This window comes from Deltaproteobacteria bacterium, from assembly GCA_011375175.1.
Classification (GTDB): domain Bacteria; phylum Desulfobacterota; class GWC2-55-46; order GWC2-55-46; family DRME01; genus DRME01.
The window spans coordinates 1-17541 of the sequence record DRME01000138.1; the positions used below are offsets into that span (position 1 = coordinate 1).

General features: G+C 65.0%; 18 protein-coding genes. 13 read left to right on the forward strand and 5 right to left on the reverse strand.

Annotated elements, in window-relative coordinates; all coding sequences use genetic code 11:
• The first annotated feature begins 205 nt into the window (after nucleotides 1-205).
• The gene (locus ENJ37_10820; GenBank protein HHL40987.1) at nucleotides 206-2677 is read left to right on the forward strand and encodes a PBP1A family penicillin-binding protein; all 2472 of its coding nucleotides are present in this window, start codon (nucleotides 206-208) and stop codon (nucleotides 2675-2677) included.
• 10 nt (nucleotides 2678-2687) lie between these two features.
• A complete protein-coding gene (gene moaA / locus ENJ37_10825; protein HHL40988.1) occupies nucleotides 2688-3671 on the forward strand; it encodes a GTP 3',8-cyclase MoaA in 984 nt (327 codons plus the stop codon).
• A gap of 84 nt (nucleotides 3672-3755) precedes the next feature.
• On the opposite strand, the gene ENJ37_10830 is transcribed toward moaA, so the two are convergent.
• From ENJ37_10830 to ENJ37_10850, 5 genes are all read right to left on the reverse strand, one after another.
• Nucleotides 3756-4193, reverse strand: coding sequence for a flavin reductase (locus tag ENJ37_10830; protein HHL40989.1), 438 nt, complete (start codon nucleotides 4191-4193; stop codon nucleotides 3756-3758).
• A 35-nt stretch (nucleotides 4194-4228) separates the two neighbouring features.
• A complete protein-coding gene (locus ENJ37_10835) occupies nucleotides 4229-4789 on the reverse strand; it encodes a hypothetical protein (protein ID HHL40990.1) in 561 nt (186 codons plus the stop codon).
• A gap of 272 nt (nucleotides 4790-5061) precedes the next feature.
• Nucleotides 5062-5997: a diguanylate cyclase gene (locus ENJ37_10840; GenBank protein HHL40991.1), complete on the reverse strand. Its 936-nt coding sequence runs from the start codon at nucleotides 5995-5997 to the stop codon at nucleotides 5062-5064.
• Entirely contained in the window at nucleotides 5987-6823 is an 837-nt protein-coding gene (locus ENJ37_10845) for an HDOD domain-containing protein (protein ID HHL40992.1), read from the reverse strand. The genes ENJ37_10840 and ENJ37_10845 overlap by 11 nt, the downstream gene beginning before the upstream one ends.
• A gap of 22 nt (nucleotides 6824-6845) precedes the next feature.
• Nucleotides 6846-7157 (reverse strand): hypothetical protein, encoded by a 312-nt coding sequence (locus tag ENJ37_10850; protein HHL40993.1) that lies wholly within the window; start codon nucleotides 7155-7157, stop codon nucleotides 6846-6848.
• Nucleotides 7158-7353: 196 nt separating this feature from the next.
• Between ENJ37_10850 and ENJ37_10855 the strand changes: the two genes are divergently transcribed.
• From ENJ37_10855 to ENJ37_10905, 11 genes are all read left to right on the forward strand, one after another.
• Nucleotides 7354-8364 carry a sodium:calcium antiporter gene (locus ENJ37_10855; protein ID HHL40994.1) on the forward strand — a complete coding sequence of 337 codons (1011 nt, stop codon included), beginning with the start codon at nucleotides 7354-7356 and terminating at the stop codon, nucleotides 8362-8364.
• Entirely contained in the window at nucleotides 8289-9158 is an 870-nt protein-coding gene (locus tag ENJ37_10860; protein HHL40995.1) for an HAD-IIB family hydrolase, read from the forward strand. Before ENJ37_10855 ends, ENJ37_10860 begins: the two co-directional genes overlap by 76 nt.
• A gap of 252 nt (nucleotides 9159-9410) precedes the next feature.
• Nucleotides 9411-9707: a hypothetical protein gene (locus ENJ37_10865; GenBank protein ID HHL40996.1), complete on the forward strand. Its 297-nt coding sequence runs from the start codon at nucleotides 9411-9413 to the stop codon at nucleotides 9705-9707.
• A gap of 28 nt (nucleotides 9708-9735) precedes the next feature.
• Nucleotides 9736-10524 (forward strand): peptidoglycan-associated lipoprotein Pal, encoded by a 789-nt coding sequence (gene pal, locus ENJ37_10870; GenBank protein HHL40997.1) that lies wholly within the window; start codon nucleotides 9736-9738, stop codon nucleotides 10522-10524.
• Nucleotides 10525-10627: 103 nt separating this feature from the next.
• Nucleotides 10628-11272: a hypothetical protein gene (locus ENJ37_10875; protein ID HHL40998.1), complete on the forward strand. Its 645-nt coding sequence runs from the start codon at nucleotides 10628-10630 to the stop codon at nucleotides 11270-11272.
• A 302-nt stretch (nucleotides 11273-11574) separates the two neighbouring features.
• Complete coding sequence (locus ENJ37_10880) at nucleotides 11575-12648, forward strand: mechanosensitive ion channel family protein (GenBank protein ID HHL40999.1); 1074 nt, start codon at nucleotides 11575-11577, stop codon at nucleotides 12646-12648.
• 59 nt (nucleotides 12649-12707) lie between these two features.
• A complete protein-coding gene (locus ENJ37_10885) occupies nucleotides 12708-13823 on the forward strand; it encodes an ABC transporter ATP-binding protein (protein HHL41000.1) in 1116 nt (371 codons plus the stop codon).
• 150 nt (nucleotides 13824-13973) lie between these two features.
• Entirely contained in the window at nucleotides 13974-15185 is a 1212-nt protein-coding gene (locus ENJ37_10890) for a glycosyl transferase (protein HHL41001.1), read from the forward strand.
• 93 nt (nucleotides 15186-15278) lie between these two features.
• The gene (locus ENJ37_10895; protein HHL41002.1) at nucleotides 15279-15698 is read left to right on the forward strand and encodes a YjbQ family protein; all 420 of its coding nucleotides are present in this window, start codon (nucleotides 15279-15281) and stop codon (nucleotides 15696-15698) included.
• 97 nt (nucleotides 15699-15795) lie between these two features.
• On the forward strand, nucleotides 15796-16584 hold the full coding sequence (locus tag ENJ37_10900; protein ID HHL41003.1) for a hypothetical protein: 789 nt from the start codon (nucleotides 15796-15798) through the stop codon (nucleotides 16582-16584).
• The gene (locus ENJ37_10905) at nucleotides 16581-17030 is read left to right on the forward strand and encodes a D-tyrosyl-tRNA(Tyr) deacylase (GenBank protein HHL41004.1); all 450 of its coding nucleotides are present in this window, start codon (nucleotides 16581-16583) and stop codon (nucleotides 17028-17030) included. Before ENJ37_10900 ends, ENJ37_10905 begins: the two co-directional genes overlap by 4 nt.
• Nucleotides 17031-17541: the final 511 nt, after the last annotated feature.

A 17541-nucleotide genomic window follows, 5' to 3' on the forward strand; every position in this document is an offset into this window, starting at 1 on the left:
CCTTCAAAGACTTTTAATTCCCTGCGGGTCATCCTGATTTTGCAAGCAAAATCAGGATGACCCGCAGGGCGTTAAAAGTTTTTGGAGGGAGTCTGAGGGAACCGGGGGTCTGTGACCCTTTACAAAAAGGTTCCCTCAGTGCAATAAATCAAGGTTTCCTTAATAACCTTGCCTTGCCGGTCCCTTTTTGTTATATTTTAGTCCTATGCGTATACTGAGGATAATGCTCATCTCCCTTGCGGCGGCGGCGGTCACGGCGGCCGCCGCCGGGGCCGGGGCCTATTACTACCTGACCAGGGACCTGCCTTCGGTCGCCGGGCTGAAGGAGTACCAGCCCAACCTCGTCACCAGGGTCTACTCCCACGACGGCCAGGTAATCGGCGAGTTCTACATCGAGCGCCGCACCGTCGTCTCGCTCAACTCCATGCCCGACCACCTCATAAAGGCCTTCCTCGCCGCCGAGGACGCCCACTTCTACGAACACGAGGGCATAGACGTCATGGGCATCCTGCGGGCCCTCTACGTGAACCTCAAGGCCGGGAAGGTGGTCCAGGGAGGCAGCACCATCACCCAGCAGGTGGCCAAGAGCTTCTTTCTCACCCCCAAGCGCACCATTGCGCGGAAGATCCGCGAGGCCGTCATGGCCTACAGGATCGAGAAGTACCTGACAAAGGACGAGATACTCCATCTCTACCTCAACCAGATATACTTCGGCAACGGCGCCTACGGCGTGCAGGCCGCGGCCGAGACGTACTTCGACAAGGACGTGGAGGATCTGACGCTCGCCGAGTCGGCGCTCCTTGCGGGACTGCCCAAGGCGCCGAGCCGCTATTCGCCTCACGTAAACCCGGAGCTTGCCAAGAAGCGCCAGAAGTTCATCCTCGCCAGGATGCTCGAAGAGGGCTTCATAACGAGGGAGACCGGCGAGCGGGCCTTCAAGGAGCCCCTCAAGTTCAAGTCCCGCAGGGCCAGGAACCTATGGGTGGGCCCCTACTTCACCGAGCACGTGCGCCGCTACATCGAGGAGCGCTACGGCGAGGAGCTCCTCTACAAGGGCGGGCTCAACGTCTACACCACGCTGGACACGGAGATGCAGCGGGCCGCCAACAGGGCCGTGGACTACGGACTGCGGGCCCATGACAAGCGCCGCGGCTACAGGGGGCCGGTGGCCAAGCTGACCTCCAAGGAGGCGGTCGACGAGTTCGTGGCCGAGACGGCACGCAAGCTCGGCGGCAGGCCGCTCGAGGTGGGCCGCATCTACCGCGGCGTCATAACGGCCGTGGACCCGAAGAGCAAGGCCCTCTACGTCGACGTGGGGGGGCGCCGCGGCGTGGTATCGAGACGTGACTACCGGTGGGCCCGGCTCTACAACCCCACCGAAGACCCCGACGGCGGCAAGGTCGTCGATCCCACGGGCCTCTTCCACCCGGGCGACGTAATAGACGTGGAGGTCAAGGCCCTGCCCGAAGGCGACGACGCCGTGCCCATGCGGCTTGAGCAGGAGCCCCAGGCCCAGGCCGCGCTCCTCGCCATGGAGCCAGAGACCGGTTACGTCAAGGCCATGGTCGGCGGCTTCGACTTCGCCAAGAGCCAGTTCAACAGGGCCGTGCAGGCCAGGCGCCAGCCGGGCTCGGCCTTCAAGCCCATAATCTACGCCGCCGCCCTGGACAAGGGCTACACCACGGCCTCCATAGTAATGGACTCGCCCATAATATTCGAGGAGCCCACCGAAAGGCTCGTCGAGGACGCCATGGAGAGCGAGACCGACGCCGAGACCGCGAGCGAAGAGGTCGAGGTCTGGAGGCCGAGAAACTACGAGAAACGCTTCCACGGACCGACGACCATACGCGAGGCCCTCACCAAGTCGCGCAACATCGTGACCATCAAGGTCCTGAGGGACATCGGCATAAACTACGCCGTCCGGTACGCGAGAAGACTCGGCATCGAATCCCCCCTCAACAAGGACCTCTCGCTCTCGCTGGGCTCGTCGTCGGTGTCGCTTCTTGAGATGACGCGGGCCTTCGCCACCTTCGCAAACCTCGGCTGGCGGCCCGAGCCCATCTTCGTGACCAAGGTGACGGACCGCTACGGCAACGTGCTCGAAGAGAAGATACCGAGCTCCGAGTCGGTGCTCAGCCCCCAGACCTCCTACATAATGACCAACCTCCTCGAAGGGGTCATACAAAACGGCACGGGCTGGCGCGCCAGGGCGCTCAAACGCCCGGCGGCCGGCAAGACGGGCACGACCAACAACTTGAACGACGCCTGGTTCATAGGCTACGTCCCCGACCTCGTCGCCGGCGCATGGATAGGCTACGACGACGAAAAGCGCCTGGGCAGGCACGAGACCGGCTCGCGCGCCGCTCTGCCCATATGGCTGAAGTTCATGAAGGCCGCCCTCGAGGGCGTTCCCGAGAAAAACTTCAGGATACCCGACGGCGTGGAGTTCGCCAAGGTGGACCCCAAGACCGGGCTCCTCGCCAATCCCACGACCGACGGCCCCGTCTTCGAGGTATTCAAGGTGGGGACCGCTCCCAAAGAGGTCTCGCCCGCCAAGGGGGTGGCGGCGAGGTCGAACGACTTCTTCAAGATGGACGTGACGGACGAGCGCTCCTCCCTGGACGAACGCTTCGATCTGCTCGACGTGCCTGAGGAACCCGAGGAGGACCGGCTCTGAGATGGAGGGACTGGTAGACTCCCACAAAAGACGGATCGATTACCTGAGGATATCGGTCACCGACCGCTGCAACCTGCGCTGCCTCTACTGCATGCCCGCCGAGGGGCTCGAGCTCGCCGAGCACTCGAGCATCCTGCGCTACGAGGAGCTGCTGCGCATAGCGCGCACGGCCGTGGCCCACGGCGTCACCCGCATCCGCATAACGGGCGGCGAGCCGCTGGTGCGCCAGGGCATAGTGGACTTCATCGGCTCGCTCTCCGGGCTCGACGGGTTAGAGGACCTGAGCCTGACGACGAACGGGGTGCTTCTCGGCGGATACGCACGGCGGCTGCGCGAGGCGGGGCTAACGCGCGTCAACGTGAGCCTCGATTCGCTGCGGCGCGAAAGGTTCCACCGCATAACACGCGGCGACCACCTCGACCGCGTGCTCCAGGGGCTGGAGACGGCCCTCGCCGAGGGACTCTCGCCGGTGAAGGTCAACGTGGTGGTCATAAAGGGCTTCAACGACGACGAGGTCCGCGACTTCGCCCTCCTCACCAGGAGACACCCCTACCACGTCCGTTTCATCGAGTACATGCCCTTCGAGGTCGAGGCCCGCTGGGAGCGCGACAAGTGCGTCACCACGGCCGAGCTCATGGAGACGATATCGGCCGTGGAGCCGCTCGAACCCGTCGAGGACGGCGGCAGGCGCACCGGCCCGGCCAGACGCTACCGCTTCAGGGGGGCCCCCGGCGAGGTGGGCTTCATAAGCCCCGTCTCCGACCACTTCTGCGGCACCTGCAACCGGCTCCGCCTCACGGCCGACGGCAAGCTGCGAACCTGCCTCTTCTCCGACGAGGAGCTCGACCTGCGCCGCGTGCTGCGGGGGGGCGCGGGCGACGAGGAGATAGCCCGCCTCCTCTTCCACGCCGTCAGGACCAAGCCCGCGGGACACAACATAAACGACAACATCTTCAAGAAGTGCAGCAGGACGATGAGCCTTATCGGGGGATAGGGGGATAGGGCGCAGGACTTCGACCCCCGGAGCCGCGGCGAAGGGGGCTTGCTCTCCGGGGACGCGGCGCGGACAGGGGCTAGGCTACCTGAAAAACCGCTTCCGGTCGTAGACGAGCGCTTGCTCTACGGCCGGGTTGACGCCGCCGTCGACGACCTCGCCGACGACGAGCGTGTGATCGCCGGCCTCGTGGCTGGCGCTGAGCCGGCAGTCGAGCCAGGCGGCGCATCCCTTCAGTATGGGCGAGCCCGTGACGGCGGTGTCGTAGGGGACGTCCCTGAACTTGTCGACCTTGCGGCCCGTCTTGAAGCCGAAGTGCCTGGCCAGCTCCACGTCGCCGGGCCCCATGACGTTGACCGAGAAGACGCCCGAAGAGAGTATCATGTCGTGCGAGAACCTCGTGCGGCCGACGGCGACGGTCACAAGGGGCGGAACGAAGGACGCCCTCGCCACCCAGGCGGCCGTCATGGCGTTGACCCTCCCGTCGAGCACGGTGCCTATCACGTAGACGCCGTGGACCATCCTGCCCAGGGCCCTGTTGACATGGGGCTTCACACTCACCGGGCGGCTCCTTTCCCCGTCTGCACCCCGCCGGCCGCCCCGCCCTCGGAGCGGGAGTGGCGGTCCGCCACCTTGCTCGCCCCGTAGGAGTCGGGCTTGGTCCTGGCGGCGAAACCGGAGCCCGTGACCATGCCGACCACTTCGCGGATGATGTCGCGCGACTCTCCGCCCGTGCCCACGTCGAGGTGGATCTCGACGGCGAGGCCGTCGAGACCGTCGTCGGAGAGCCTGGCGCTCACAAGCGAGGCGAGCTCGAGGCTCCTGGCCGTCTCGTAGAAGAGGCGCTGGCGCATGTTCCGTATCCGCTCGCCGCGATGTCTCGTGTAGAAGTAGCGCCCGCCGTGGCCCACCCGGTGAATGACCACGGCGCTCACAAAGGACGTCTCGTCGCCGGGGCAGGAGTCGGTGCCGATGATGAGGTTGTACTCGCCGAAACCGGCCTCCATCCCCTCCTCCACGTAGGCGCGGATGAGGCGGAACATCTCGTCGAACGTCACCCTGCCGGCCGAGGGGCTGCGGAAAGAGACGTCGACTGGATCTGGCACCGAGAACGCCATATGCGCAACATCATACGACAGGCAGGGGGAAAGTTCAAGGAAACTCCGGCGGGGACGGGCGGCAAGGGACGTATCCTCCGCCGCGGCGCGGAAAGCTCCATGGTCCCCCTTCGAAGGCGGATTTCTTTGAGGGAGTGTCGCCGGGGAGGCGCCTTGCCGACGGCCGCCCTGAGGTCGGGCCGCAAAGGCGTAACGACCCCGCCTGGCGCGGCCCGACCTCAGGGCGGCCGTTACGCGGAGCCGACCGGCATTGGTAGCCGCCCCGCGCCCACCTACTTTCTGCGCCTGTCGATGACGTAGCGGCTCTTCGTACCCTCTTTCGCCAGTTTCTTCAGTTCCGCCGCCGCCTCGGCCAGCCGGCCCGCGTGCTCGAAGCTCCGTTTCGACGTGTCCACGACGGCTATGGCGAGACCGAGCAGCGGTATGCGCTGGGTCCTGCCGCGGCGGTCCTTCGCCGTGTAGTAGCCCTGCTTCCTGTGGACCTCGTCGAAGAGGGAGGGCGCTATCATGTCGAAGTGGCTTATTATCTTTTCGCAGACCTCTTCGGCGCAGCGCCCGGGGACCACGAAGACGAAGTCGTCGCCGCCCAGGTGCCCCACGAACGAGTCCTTGCAGCTCTCGCGCACGGCGTTGGTCACGATGCGGGCCGTTATGCGGATGACCTCGTCGCCGCGGGAGAAACCGTATGTGTCGTTATAGGGCTTGAAGTCGTTTATGTCCACGTAGCAGACGGCCCTTCCCCTCCGCAGGGCGTCCTCGACGGCGAAGTGTATGGAGGTGTTGCCGGGGAGTTTCGTCAGGGGATTGTTGTCGAAGACGCGCTGGATGCGGTCGGCGGCGAGGCTTATGCGGCTGAGGAGCTCCCCGGCGTCGGCCGGCAGGGTCACGAAGTCGTCGACGGGATACTCCTTCCAGTCGAGCCCGGGGCTCTGGCGGGGCTCGATGAGCGCCAGGACGGGGATGGAGCTGAAAAAACTGTCTTCCTTGAGGGTCCTGAGGGCGGCGCTCATCGGCGGGGAGGGCGAGGTGAGGTCCGCTATGAGAAGCTCCGGCGGGTCGGTGTACATGAAGCCCAGCAAACCTTCGGGCTTTCCCACGCTCACCACCTGGAAGCCCCGGCTCTGGAGCAGCACCGCCACGGCCTCGACCTCCCCGCGGCCCTTCCCGTCCGTCGGCCCGACGAGAGCTATCCTGATCTTACCCAGCATCGCCGGACCGGACCTCGAGGCTGAAGTTCTTCACCTCCACGAGCCTGTCCTCGATCCGGAGTACGATCTCTTCGAGCCTTTCCATGTCGAGCCCCAGCACCTCGAGGGCGAGCGGCGAGGCGGAGTGGACGAACTCGTCGCCGCTTGCGCCGAAGCCGCTCGCCTTGACGAGTATGTCGGCCATGTGGACGGCCGCCGTCTTTTCCCGGTGCTTCGACGACCGCTCCACGGCGTGGTGGAACATGACGGGCTCGACGAGCTGCTCGGGCAGGTACCACCGTCTCGCAAGCCAGCCGCCTATCTCGGCGTGATCGGTGTCGAGCACCCTGCGTTCGGCCTCGAACATGCTTATCCCCCCGTCGGCCGCCACACGACCGATCTCCTCCAGCCTCTCGTCGAGCTTGATCTTGAGAATGACCTTCCCTATGTCGTGGAGCAGCGCCGCCGTCGAAACCTCCTCGGCGTCCTCCATGCCGAGCGTATCGGTTATGACGCTCGCGGCCACGGCCGCGCCGAGCGAGTGCTCCCAGAGGCCGACCGCGTGCTTTTCCATTATCTCGAATATGGAAGAGCTCAGCGCAAGGCTCTTCACCACGTTCACGCCTAACAGTATGAGGGCGTTGGATACGGTGGAGACACGGCCGGGAAAGCCGTAGAAGGGAGAGTTGACGAGCTTGAGTATCTTGGCCGACAGGACATGGTCCGATGAGACGAGCCTCGCCATCTCCTCGATGGTCGACTCCCTGTCCTCGGCCAGTTCGGTGAGCCTTGAGATGATGCCGGGCAGGGTGGGAAGGGTGTTGACGTCCTCGATTATGCTCTCTATCGGCCGCTCATCGAGCGTTTCCTTAGCGGAAGACACGCCTGTAATACCTCTTGTAAATCTCCTTGACGGCCATCATCGTCCTGTCGGACTCCACCCTGCTGAACCTCCTGTCGAGCGAGGCCAGGACCTCCTCGAGCGTTTCGCCTTCCTCGCCCTTGACCGGCCTGCCCTCGACCACGACCGCCTCGATGCCCATGGACCTGAGCCTGCCGATGAGCTCATCGGTGAGCACCGTGCCCCTGCCGCAGACCGGTATGCCGCCCGAGCCGCCGCGGAAGACGTCGCGCGCCAGCACCATACCGGCCCCGGCCAGTGAGATCGGTATCTTCTGCAAGGCCTTCCTCCTCGTCGCCGGGGAGACCTCTGTGAAAAAAAGCTTCCCCCGCGGTGATCGACCGGAGCCTGCTTTATTGTATCTCAAGAAAAAGTCTTGCACAACGATATTTTAGTGGAAGGAGCGGGCCCGATGCGCCGGTTGACACCGTCGAGGCTTTGTGCCATAGTTGGTGTGACCTGAATTGGAGGCTTCCATGCTGCTGTGGTTTGAATTCGCGGCCCTGTCGAGCGTCATCGTCGCAAGCGGCACCATGCTCTCCCGCTACGGCGACGTCATAGCCGAGAAGAGCGGGCTGGGCAGGGTATGGATAGGGCTCATACTGATGGCGGGCGTGACGTCGCTTCCCGAGCTCATAACGGGCGTAAGCTCGGTGGCCGTGGTGGGGGCGCCCGACATAGCCATCGGCGACGTGCTCGGCTCCTGTATATTCAACCTCGGCATCCTGGCGCTCATGGACATATGGGACCGTTCGGAGCCGGTCTTCCTCAAGGCCGGCAGGGGGCACCTGCTTTCGGCCGGCTTCGGGGTCTTCATGATAGGAGGCGTCGTCGCCTCCCTGCTCTCGGCCCACAGGCTGCCCGCCTTCCTCCACGTGGGCCTGTACACGCCCCTCATCTTCGCGGCCTACCTCGTGGGCATAAGGGCCGTCTTCTACTACGAAAAGGGCATCATAAGCGAGTACGTGGAGGCGGCGGTCGAGGATGTCCGCTACGGCCACGTGCCCATGTCGCGGGCCGTCAAGCTCTACGCCCTCAACGCCGCGCTCATAGTGGCGGCGGCGACGCTGCTGCCTCAGGTGGCCGACAGGCTCGCCGAGGAGACGGGCCTGGGGCGGACGTTCATGGGCAGCGTCTTCGTGGCCATGACCACGTCGCTTCCCGAGCTGGTCGTCTCGTTCGCCGCCGTGCGCATGGGGGCCCACGACATGGCCATCGGCAACCTCCTGGGCAGCAACATGTTCAACATCCTCATCCTCGCCGTCGACGACCTCTTCTTTGTGAAGGGACCGCTCTTCTCCCACGTCTCCACCTCCCACGCCGTCACGGGGGTCGTGGCGGTCATGATGTCGGCCGTCGCCGTAATCGGGCTCACCTACAGGCCCAGGCGCAAGGCCTTTTCGAGGTTCGGCTGGGACGCCCTGATGCTGCTCGGGCTCTGGGCCTTCAGCATCTGGTTCCTCTACGCCGAGAGGCCGGGACAGTGAAGCGCGTGATTTTCACCGACCTGGACGGCACGCTCCTCGACGCCGGCACCTACTCGTGGGAGGAGGCGGCGCCGGCGCTCGAGCTGGTGAGGAGCAGCGCTACACCCCTCGTCTTCTCGTCGAGCAAGACGAGGGCCGAGATCGAGAAGCTGCGAAGGGAGCTCGCAAACGGCGACCCCTTCGTCGCCGAGAACGGCGGCGGCGTCTTCATACCGGAGGGCTACTTTCCCTTCCCCGTGCCGGGCAGGACGGCGGACGCTCTGAGGGTGACGGACATAGGGCTTCCCTACGCACGGGTGCGCCGCGTACTGAAAGAGGCGGCCGCGGCCGCCGGCGTTACGGTGCGCGGCTTCGGCGACATGACGGACCGGGAGGTGGCGCGGCTCACGGGACTGGGGATCGAGGAGGCCGCGCTCGCCAGGCGGCGCGACTACGACGAGCCCTTCGTCGTAACCTCTGGCGAGGCCGCGCCGCTTCTCGACGCCATAGAGGCCCGCGGGCTGCGATGGACGCGGGGAGGGCTCCTCTACCACATCATGGGCCGCCACGACAAGGGCCAGGCCGTAAGACTCCTCAAGGGACACTTCGAGCGGGCCTTCGGGGCGGTGGAGACGATAGGCCTCGGCGACGGCAGAAACGACCTCGAGCTGCTCGCCGAGGTGGACCGGCCGGTGCTCGTGCGAAGGCGCGACGGCACGTACGAGCCCATGGAGGTGGAGGGGCTGGTGCGCACCGAGGGAGCGGGCCCCGCGGGGTGGAACGAGGCCGTCGGCGGCATTCTCGGCCGCCCCTGACGGCGCTGCGGCCGCGGCCCGCCGCAGAGGGCCCCGCTTCATGTAAGGTCTTGTAATCCCTGATCGTTTGTCTCTCTCTAAAACCCTTGACAGCCTCGGTGCCCTCTGTTATTTTATACGGAATCGAAAGGCCGGTTTTCGAGGCTTTTTCAAAGCTTATCGGACTGATATGGGTGTTCTCAGCGACAAAGCAAGGCGCAAACCCGGAGGTGAGTTATGACACGGAGTGTATTTGCCGCTCTCTCAGCCATTATGTTGACCCTCGTCCTCGCAGGCCCCGGCCGCGCGGGCGACGTCCTGGTCAGAAAGGTCACGGGCAGCGTAGTGGCGACCGAGACGGCTGCCACGCCGAATACCATAGTGGTGCGCACCGTCAACTGGAAGGGCCAGGAGCTCATAATAGGCGCTGCCGTGGAGAACGATACGGTCATAAAGATAGGTTCGGCCTCCGCCTCGCTCAAGGACCTGCGCTCGGGCGACAGGGTCGAGATCGTCTACGAGCGCAACAAGAGGGTCGTGGCGAAGTCGATAAAGAAGCTCAACAGGTAGAAAACAAGTTAGGGGAAAGGATGGAGAGATGAAGAAGAGTCTTTCACTTGCGGCGGCGGTCCTTCTTCTGTCGGGCATCGGTTTCACCGGCTGCGCCAAGAAGGCCGTCAAGACCGAGGTTGGGGCCGAGGCCCCCCGCGCCGAGGCCACTTCCGACGCAGTGCCCGGCTTCGGACCCGCAGTGACCGAGCCGCCGGTGGTCGAGGAAGAGGTCGTCGAGGCGCCGGTGCCCGCCATGGAGGGCGAGGTGGAGCCCACCACGCTCGCCGAGATATACAGGGAAGAGGGCGTAACGGCCGAAGCCGTGCCGCCGCCTGCTACAGGGGCCTACGAGTCGCCCTACACGCCCACTCCGCCCGTGGAGGTGGAGCCCGAGCCGGTAGAGAAGCCGGCCGAGGTGGTCCCAATGATAATGGGAGCCAGGCCCAAGGAGGCCGCTCCGTCGCCCAGGGCCGCTCCCGCTCCGAGCGCCGCCGTGCCCATGCGCATGCTCACCGACGTCTACTTCGACTACGACCGCTTCAACATCAGGGAAAGCGAGCGCGCCGCGGTGGAGAAGAACGCCAGGCTGCTGCGGGAGAACAAGAACTACAAGGTCACCCTCGAGGGCCACTGCGACGAGAGGGGCACGGTGGAGTACAACATCGCCCTCGGCGAGCGCCGGGCCAACTCCGTGAAGAACTACCTCGTAAACCTCGGCGTCTCGGCCGACAGGCTCACGGTGGTGAGCTACGGCAAGGAGCGTCCGGCCTGCCTCGAGCACACCGAACAGTGCTGGCAGAAGAACAGGCGCGTCCACTTCCACATGCGTTACTGAGCAGCCTGCGCTGCAGACCGCTTCCAGGGGCGGCCTCGTCCGGGGGGGCCGCCCGGAGCCTCGAAGCATCCGGCCGAAAAGAGACCGGCAACGGGAGGAGACGATGAAGGTCGCCGCAAAAGCCGCCATCACCGCACTTGTGCTCATACTCGCCGCAGGGTGCATGGGCGGCAGGACCATCCATGTGGACGTGGAATACGCCCCGAAAAAGGCCCCGCCCCGTCCCTTCGCCATGGACAGGCCCCTCAAGATTGCCCTCATCCCCTTCACCAAGGACCCCGCCGTCAGCGATACCCTCGGCTCGTGGACCGGACTTCGCGGCAAGGAGGATACCATAAAGGCGTCGTCTCCCGTTGAAAAGGCCGTCACCGGGGCGACCGGCGAGTACCTCGAAAGGATAGGCTTCGTCGTGGAGACCGTCGAGCCCGGAGCCGACCTCAGGACCTACAGCGACCCCACGGCCGACCTCGTCATGGCCGGGCATATAAAGGAATTCAAGGTCACGGCCTCTTCGTACCTGGGCAGCACCCGCGTCTCCACGGTCATAAGGCTGCGCGTCTCCATCAGAAACATGGCCACCGGCTCCATAGTCACCTCCAACGTGGAGAGCTCCTCCGAACCCGTCACGGTCGTCACCTTCGACTCCAGCGTCTTCGAAAACAGCGTCAACACCGTACTCGCCCAGGCGCTGGCCAACATCTTCCGGGGCACCGCCATGGAGAACGGCGTCATAAGGCCCGCCGACTGAGGGGGGACAAACGGGGCGCAAACGGGGGGCAAAGCGTGACGGGGCGCAGGGTGTGAAGGGATCCGGGTGTGAAGGGGGGCAAAGCGTAATGGGGGACAAAGCGTGAAGGGGGGCATGGTGTGATGGGGGCTCGTGGTGCAGAGGGGGCTTGCGGTGTAAAGGGGCGCAGTCCCCGGCTCTCCGTCGTGCTCCGCCGCCCGCTCGCTCCGCCGGCGCCCGCCATCGCCACCGGCCGGGCCCGCCCCGTGAAGACCCCGGCCGCGAGGGGCTGACAGGTTACGGTGCCGGCCATACCTCCCATCATGGACCTGAACGGTCCCCTCCTGAAGAGCCTCGCTGTGGCGGCGGCGGTCATGCTCGCCGTGCTGACCGTACTGCTTCTGCTGCGAAGCATCTTCTTCCGGGCCGTAAGCCGCTGGGCCCGAAAGACCGAGACCGGCCTCGACGACCTCGTAATCGAATCCTTCAGAACGCCGTCGCTCTACCTGGCGCTCGTCATCTCGCTCTACATCGCCATAGGGACCTCCCGCCTTCCGCAGCGCTACGTGGAGTACGGGCTCAAGGCCCTCTTCGTCTTCATAATCTTCTCGGCCACACTCCTCTTCGCAAAGATAGGCACGGCGCTGGTGAGAAAGGCCGTCGAACGCTCGGGCGTCGACGTGCCCGTCACCGGGCTCTCCCAGAGTGTGGTCAACGTGGTGATCTACTCCATCGGGCTGCTCATCATCTTCAACGGCCTCGGCATCTCGATAACGCCCATCATAACGGCCCTCGGCGTGGGAGGACTGGCCGTTGCGCTGGCGCTCCAGGACACGCTCTCCAACCTCTTTGCAGGCATCCACATACTCCTTGAAAAGCCCCTCCGCGTGGGCGACTACGTGAAGCTCGACAGCGGCGAGGAGGGCTACGTCTCCGACATCGGCTGGCGCACCACGAGGATAAGGATGCTGGCCAACAACATCGTCATCGTTCCCAACAGCAGGCTCGCCAAGGCGACCATCACCAACTACTTCATGCCGGAGCGCCGCATGTCGCTCCTCATCCCCGTGGCCGTGAGCTACGACTCCGACCCCCAGCGCATCGAGGACATACTCCTCGACGAGGCGAAGAGGGGCGCAGGCGAAATCAACGGCCTGCTCGCCGACCCGCCGCCCTTTGTGCGCTTCTCGCCCGGCTTCGGCGACTCGTCGCTCAACTTCACCCTCATCTGCCAGGTCGGCGAGTTCGTCGACCAGTACTACGTGCAGCACGAGCTCAGGAAGAGGATATTCAGGAGATTCAGGGAGGAAGGCGTCGAGATACCCTTCCCCATAAGGACGGTCTATCTCAGGAAAGAAGACGCTTCCGGCGGCGGACATCAAGGAGATTCCGCCTGATCGGCCGGGGGAAGGCCCTTCCTGAAGGAGGGACCTGAAGCCCGCGGCCCCCTCATGGCATGGCTTCCGTAACCTTCAGGTGCGTTGAAAAGAGCTTCGGCGCCGTAGCGGTGCTCAGGGGGCTTGATCTCAACATCGACGACGGCGAGTTCTTCACATTCGTCGGTCCCAGCGGCTGCGGCAAGTCCACCGTCCTCAACCTCGTGGCCGGTCTCGAGGAGCCGACTTCCGGCGATATCCTCATCGACGGCGAGTCCGTGGCCGGCGTCTCCCCGGCCGGGCGCGACGTGGCCATGGTCTTCCAGAGCTACGCCCTCTATCCCCATATGACGGTCTTCGAAAACATGGCCTTTCCGCTGCGCGTGCGCCGGGAGGGCGGGGCGGAGATCGAGCGCCGGGTGAAGGAGGCAGCGCGCACGCTGGGGCTCGACGGGCTCCTTTCGCGCTTTCCCAGGGAGCTATCCGGCGGCCAGCGCCAGAGGGTCGCCCTGGGGCGCGCCATCGTGCGCAGGCCGAGGGTCTTTCTCATGGATGAGCCGCTGAGCAACCTCGACGCCGGGCTCCGCGTGGAGATGCGCACCGAGCTCAAGCGCCTCCACCGCGAACTCGGCGTCACGACCCTCTACGTCACCCACGACCAGGAAGAGGCCATGAGCCTGTCGGACCGCCTCGCCATCCTCCTCGACGGAGAGCTCCGCCAGTGCGGACCTCCCATGGAGGTCTACGACCGCCCGGCCGACACCTTCGCGGCCCGCTTCATCGGCAGCCCGTCGATGAACTTCTTCGACGCCGTCGTCCGCAGCCGCAGCGCCGGGGCGGGACGCTGCGCGCTGGAGATCGAGGCCCTCGGCTCCCTCCATCGCGTGGAGGCGGGGGACGAGGCCGTAGCGGCGCTCGAAACGGGCGCAGGGATCCTGGTCGGCGTGCGGCCGGCCGACATGGAAGTGGCGCAGCGGCTGACCGGGGGAAGCGTGGAGGCCGTCGTCGAGGTGACCGAGCCGGTGGGCTCGCTGCAGTGGGTCGATGTGGCCGCGGCGGGAGCAAGGCTCAAGTGCGCGGCGCCGGCCAGGCTGCGCCTGGAGCCGGGCGCCAGGGTCTCTTTAAGGGACTTCTGGCAGAAGGCCCACTTCTTCGACCCTTCCACGGGAAAGAGGCTTCGACGCCCCGCCGCTTGAGGCTCCGCCGGCTCCGCGCGCGCCTTGACAAAGCAGCGGTGTAGCTGATAACCTTTGACATTCCCTTTTCTCTTCCCATGCCGCCCAGGCCGTCACCGCGGGCGGCATGGGGACCGCAGCGCCGATTGCAGGATTGCAGAGGAGACAGGCATGGCCGACTTCTATCAGACCAGGGTGATAACCACGCTCCACAGGCTCGGGGCCCCGAAGCTCGACAAGATAGAGGCGGAGCTCGAGCTCTTCTCGACCGTAAGGCCAGTGGCGCTCGTGCTGCCCGCGCTCTACTCGGACGTCATGGGCACGGCCATGGAGGGCATCATCGAAGAGTTGAAGGGAGCCAGGTTCGTAAGGGAGATAGTGCTCGCCCTGGGACCGGCCAGCGACGAGGAGTTCCGCGGCGTAAAGGAGTATCTCTCGGTGCTCCCCCAGGAGGTGAAGGTAATACACACGAGCGGGCGGCGCATAAAGGAGCTCTTCAGGACACTCGACAAGGCGGGGCTCAGCGCCGGAAAGGACGGCAAGGGGAGGTCGGCCTGGCTCTCCTACGGCTACATAATCGCCAGCGGCAAGTGCGACGTCATAGCGCTCCACGACTGCGACATCGTGAGCTACAGCCGCGAGATGCTCGCCCGGCTCTGCTATCCCATAATGAATCCGGGCCTCGACTTCGTCTTCTGCAAGGGCTACTACGCCCGCGTGACCGACAAGCTCCACGGCCGCGTCACCAGGCTCTTCGTCTCGCCCATCGTCAGGGCCCTCGACAGGATCATAGGCGGCCACCCCTTCCTCGGCTACCTCGACAACTTCCGCTACCCCCTGGCGGGCGAGTTCTGCATGATAACCGAGCTGGCCAGGGTCAACAGGATACCCTGGGACTGGGGCCTCGAGGTGGGCGTGCTCGCCGAGGTCTTCCGCAACTACTCGTCGCGCCGGGTCTGCCAGGTCGACATAGCCGAGATATACGAGCACAAGCACCAGCCGCTCTCCGCCGAAGACCCGACGACGGGGCTTACGCGGATGGCCATAGACATCGGGAAGTCGCTGTTCAGGACCCTTGCAAGCGAGGGCATCGTCTTCTCCGACGGCTTCTTCAAGACCCTCATCGCCACCTACCTGAAGATAGCCGAAGACACGCTGGCCAAGTACGAGGCCGACGCCGCCATAAACGGCCTCTACTTCGACAGGCACGAAGAGGCCATGGCCGTGGACGCCTTCACCAAGGGCATAGCCACTGCAGGAAAGATAATCATGCGCGATCCCCTCGGCGCGCCGCTCATCCCCAACTGGAACCGCATCATCTCGGCCATCCCCGGCATACTGGAGCGACTGAGGGCCGCCGTGGAGGAGGACAACGGTATGTGAAGGCGCCTGCGGCGCCGCGCAAACGGATCATCGGCCGGCGCGCAGGGCGCGGGTATGCGGAAGAGGCGCCGCCGGCCAGGGGAGTCGAAGCCTGTGAAGAGTTATCGAAAGGAGCTGTGGTTCCACATACCGGAGAGGATGGCCTTCCTCAACATAACCCCCCGGGTTGAAGAGTGCCTGGCCGAGAGCGGCGTGACCGAGGGGCTCGTCCTGGTCAACGCCATGCACATAACGGCCTCGGTCTTCATAAACGACGACGAGCCCGGCCTCCACGACGACTACCGCCGGTGGCTCGAAGAGCTCGCCCCCCACGAGCCGCTATCGCGCTACCGCCACAACCTCACGGGCGAGGACAACGGCGACGCCCATCACAAGCGCCAGATAATGGGCCGCGAGGTCGTCGTGGCCGTGACCGGAGGCAGGCTCGACTTCGGCCCCTGGGAGCGGATCTTCTACGGCGAGTTCGACGGCGGCCGGAGAAAACGGGTGCTGGTGAAGATAATCGGCGAGTGAGGCCTTTTCCGTCTTGAGGGACGAGATGCTGACCAGGGTAACCATAAGAAACTTCAAACGCCATAGCCCGCGTGGCTGAAAGCGCTGCTCCCGCCAGATGGCCGGCATAATCACCCTCACCACCGACTTCGGGCTCAGCGACCCCTATGTGGGCGCCATGAAGGGGGTCATACTCTCCGTGAACGCCGGGGCCCGCATAGTGGACATAACCCACCTCGTGGGGGCCTGCAACATCGTGGAGGGGGCCCTTCGCATGGCCCATGCCTGCCCCTACTTCCCCGACGGCACGGTCCACATCGGGGTTGTGGACCCCGGAGTCGGCGGCCGCCGCAGGCCCATACTCGTCGAGACGGCGCGCCATTTCTTCGTGGGCCCCGACAACGGCATATTCGGTCCCGTCATCGAGTCGGGCGACGTAAAGAGGGTAATCCACCTGACCGAGAAGAGGTACTTCCACGAACCCGTGAGCGCCACCTTCCACGGGCGCGACATCTTCTCGCCCGTGGCGGCCCGGCTCTGCCTCGGCGAGCCGCCCTCGAGCTTCGGCCCGGAGATAGGCGACCCGGCGACGCTGGACCTGCCGAGCCCGCAGCGAAGAGGCGACGAAGTGAGGGGTGTCGTCCTCTACATCGACTCCTTCGGAAACTACATAACGAACATATCGAGAGAGGATATCTCGCACCTGAAGGGAAGGGCCGTCGAAGTGCGCCTCGGAGACGCGGCCATAGAAGGTCTGGCGAAGACCTACTCCGACGTGGCCCCCGGCGAGCTCACGGCGCTCTTCGGAAGCACCGGTCTTCTCGAGGTGGCCGAGAGCGGCGGCGACGCATTCAAGACCATAAGGGAAGGAAGCGGCGCCGCCGTCACCGTGAGGCCCCTGCCGTGAGACTGGTGGTCCAGCGCGTAAGCGAGGCGTCCGTAAGAGTGGAGGGCGTGGAGAAGGGCTCCATAGGGCGTGGGCTCGCCGTCCTCGCGGGCGTGGAGAAGGGCGACGGCGAAAAGGACATGGAGTACGGCGCGGCCAAGGTCCTGGGGCTGCGCATCTTCGAGGATTCCTCGGGACGCATGAACCTCGACGTAAGGGACGCGGCCGGCGGGCTGCTCGTGGTCTCCCAGTTCACGCTCCTCGGCGACGTGCGCAGGGGCCGCCGCCCCTCCTTCGAGCGCGCCGAGGAGCCGGCACTGGCGGCCCCGCTGTTCCACACCTTCCTCCATATCCTGTCCCGCAGCGGCGTGCCCACGGTGACGGGCCGTTTCGGGGCCCGCATGGAACTCTCGCTCACAAACGACGGTCCCGTGACGATCCTCATCGATACGAAAAAGCTCTTTTGAGGAAGCGCCGATCTACTCCACCACCGCGCTCGCTCTCGGGATCATTCGAGGAAGCGAGGCTGCGCGGCCCAAACAAAAAATCTTTTTTTTGCTCTTCGACCCGCGCCCGCCCTCTGCATCACCCAAGGAAACGAGGCACCTCAGCCCAAGCAAAAAAAATCCCTGAAGGGCCATGGTGCCCGCGCCCTGCGGGGCGGTGGCGGGGAGGTTTCGGGCCGCAAGGGCGTAAAAGATCCCGCCCGGCGCGGGCCGAACCTCGCCGGCACCACCCCGCAGACGAATAACGTATAAGGAAACTCTGATTTATCGCACTGACTGAGGGAACCTTTTTGTAAAAAGGTTCCCTCAGACTCCCTCCAAAAACTTTTAACGCCCTGCGGATCATCCCGATTTTGCTTGCAAAATCGGGATGATCCGCAGGGAATTAAGAGTCTTTGAAGGGGGCCTGCTGGCCGCGCCGGCTGCCTCGGGGGGCTGTACCGGGGGTTCGGGCCGCAAAGGCGTAAAAAGA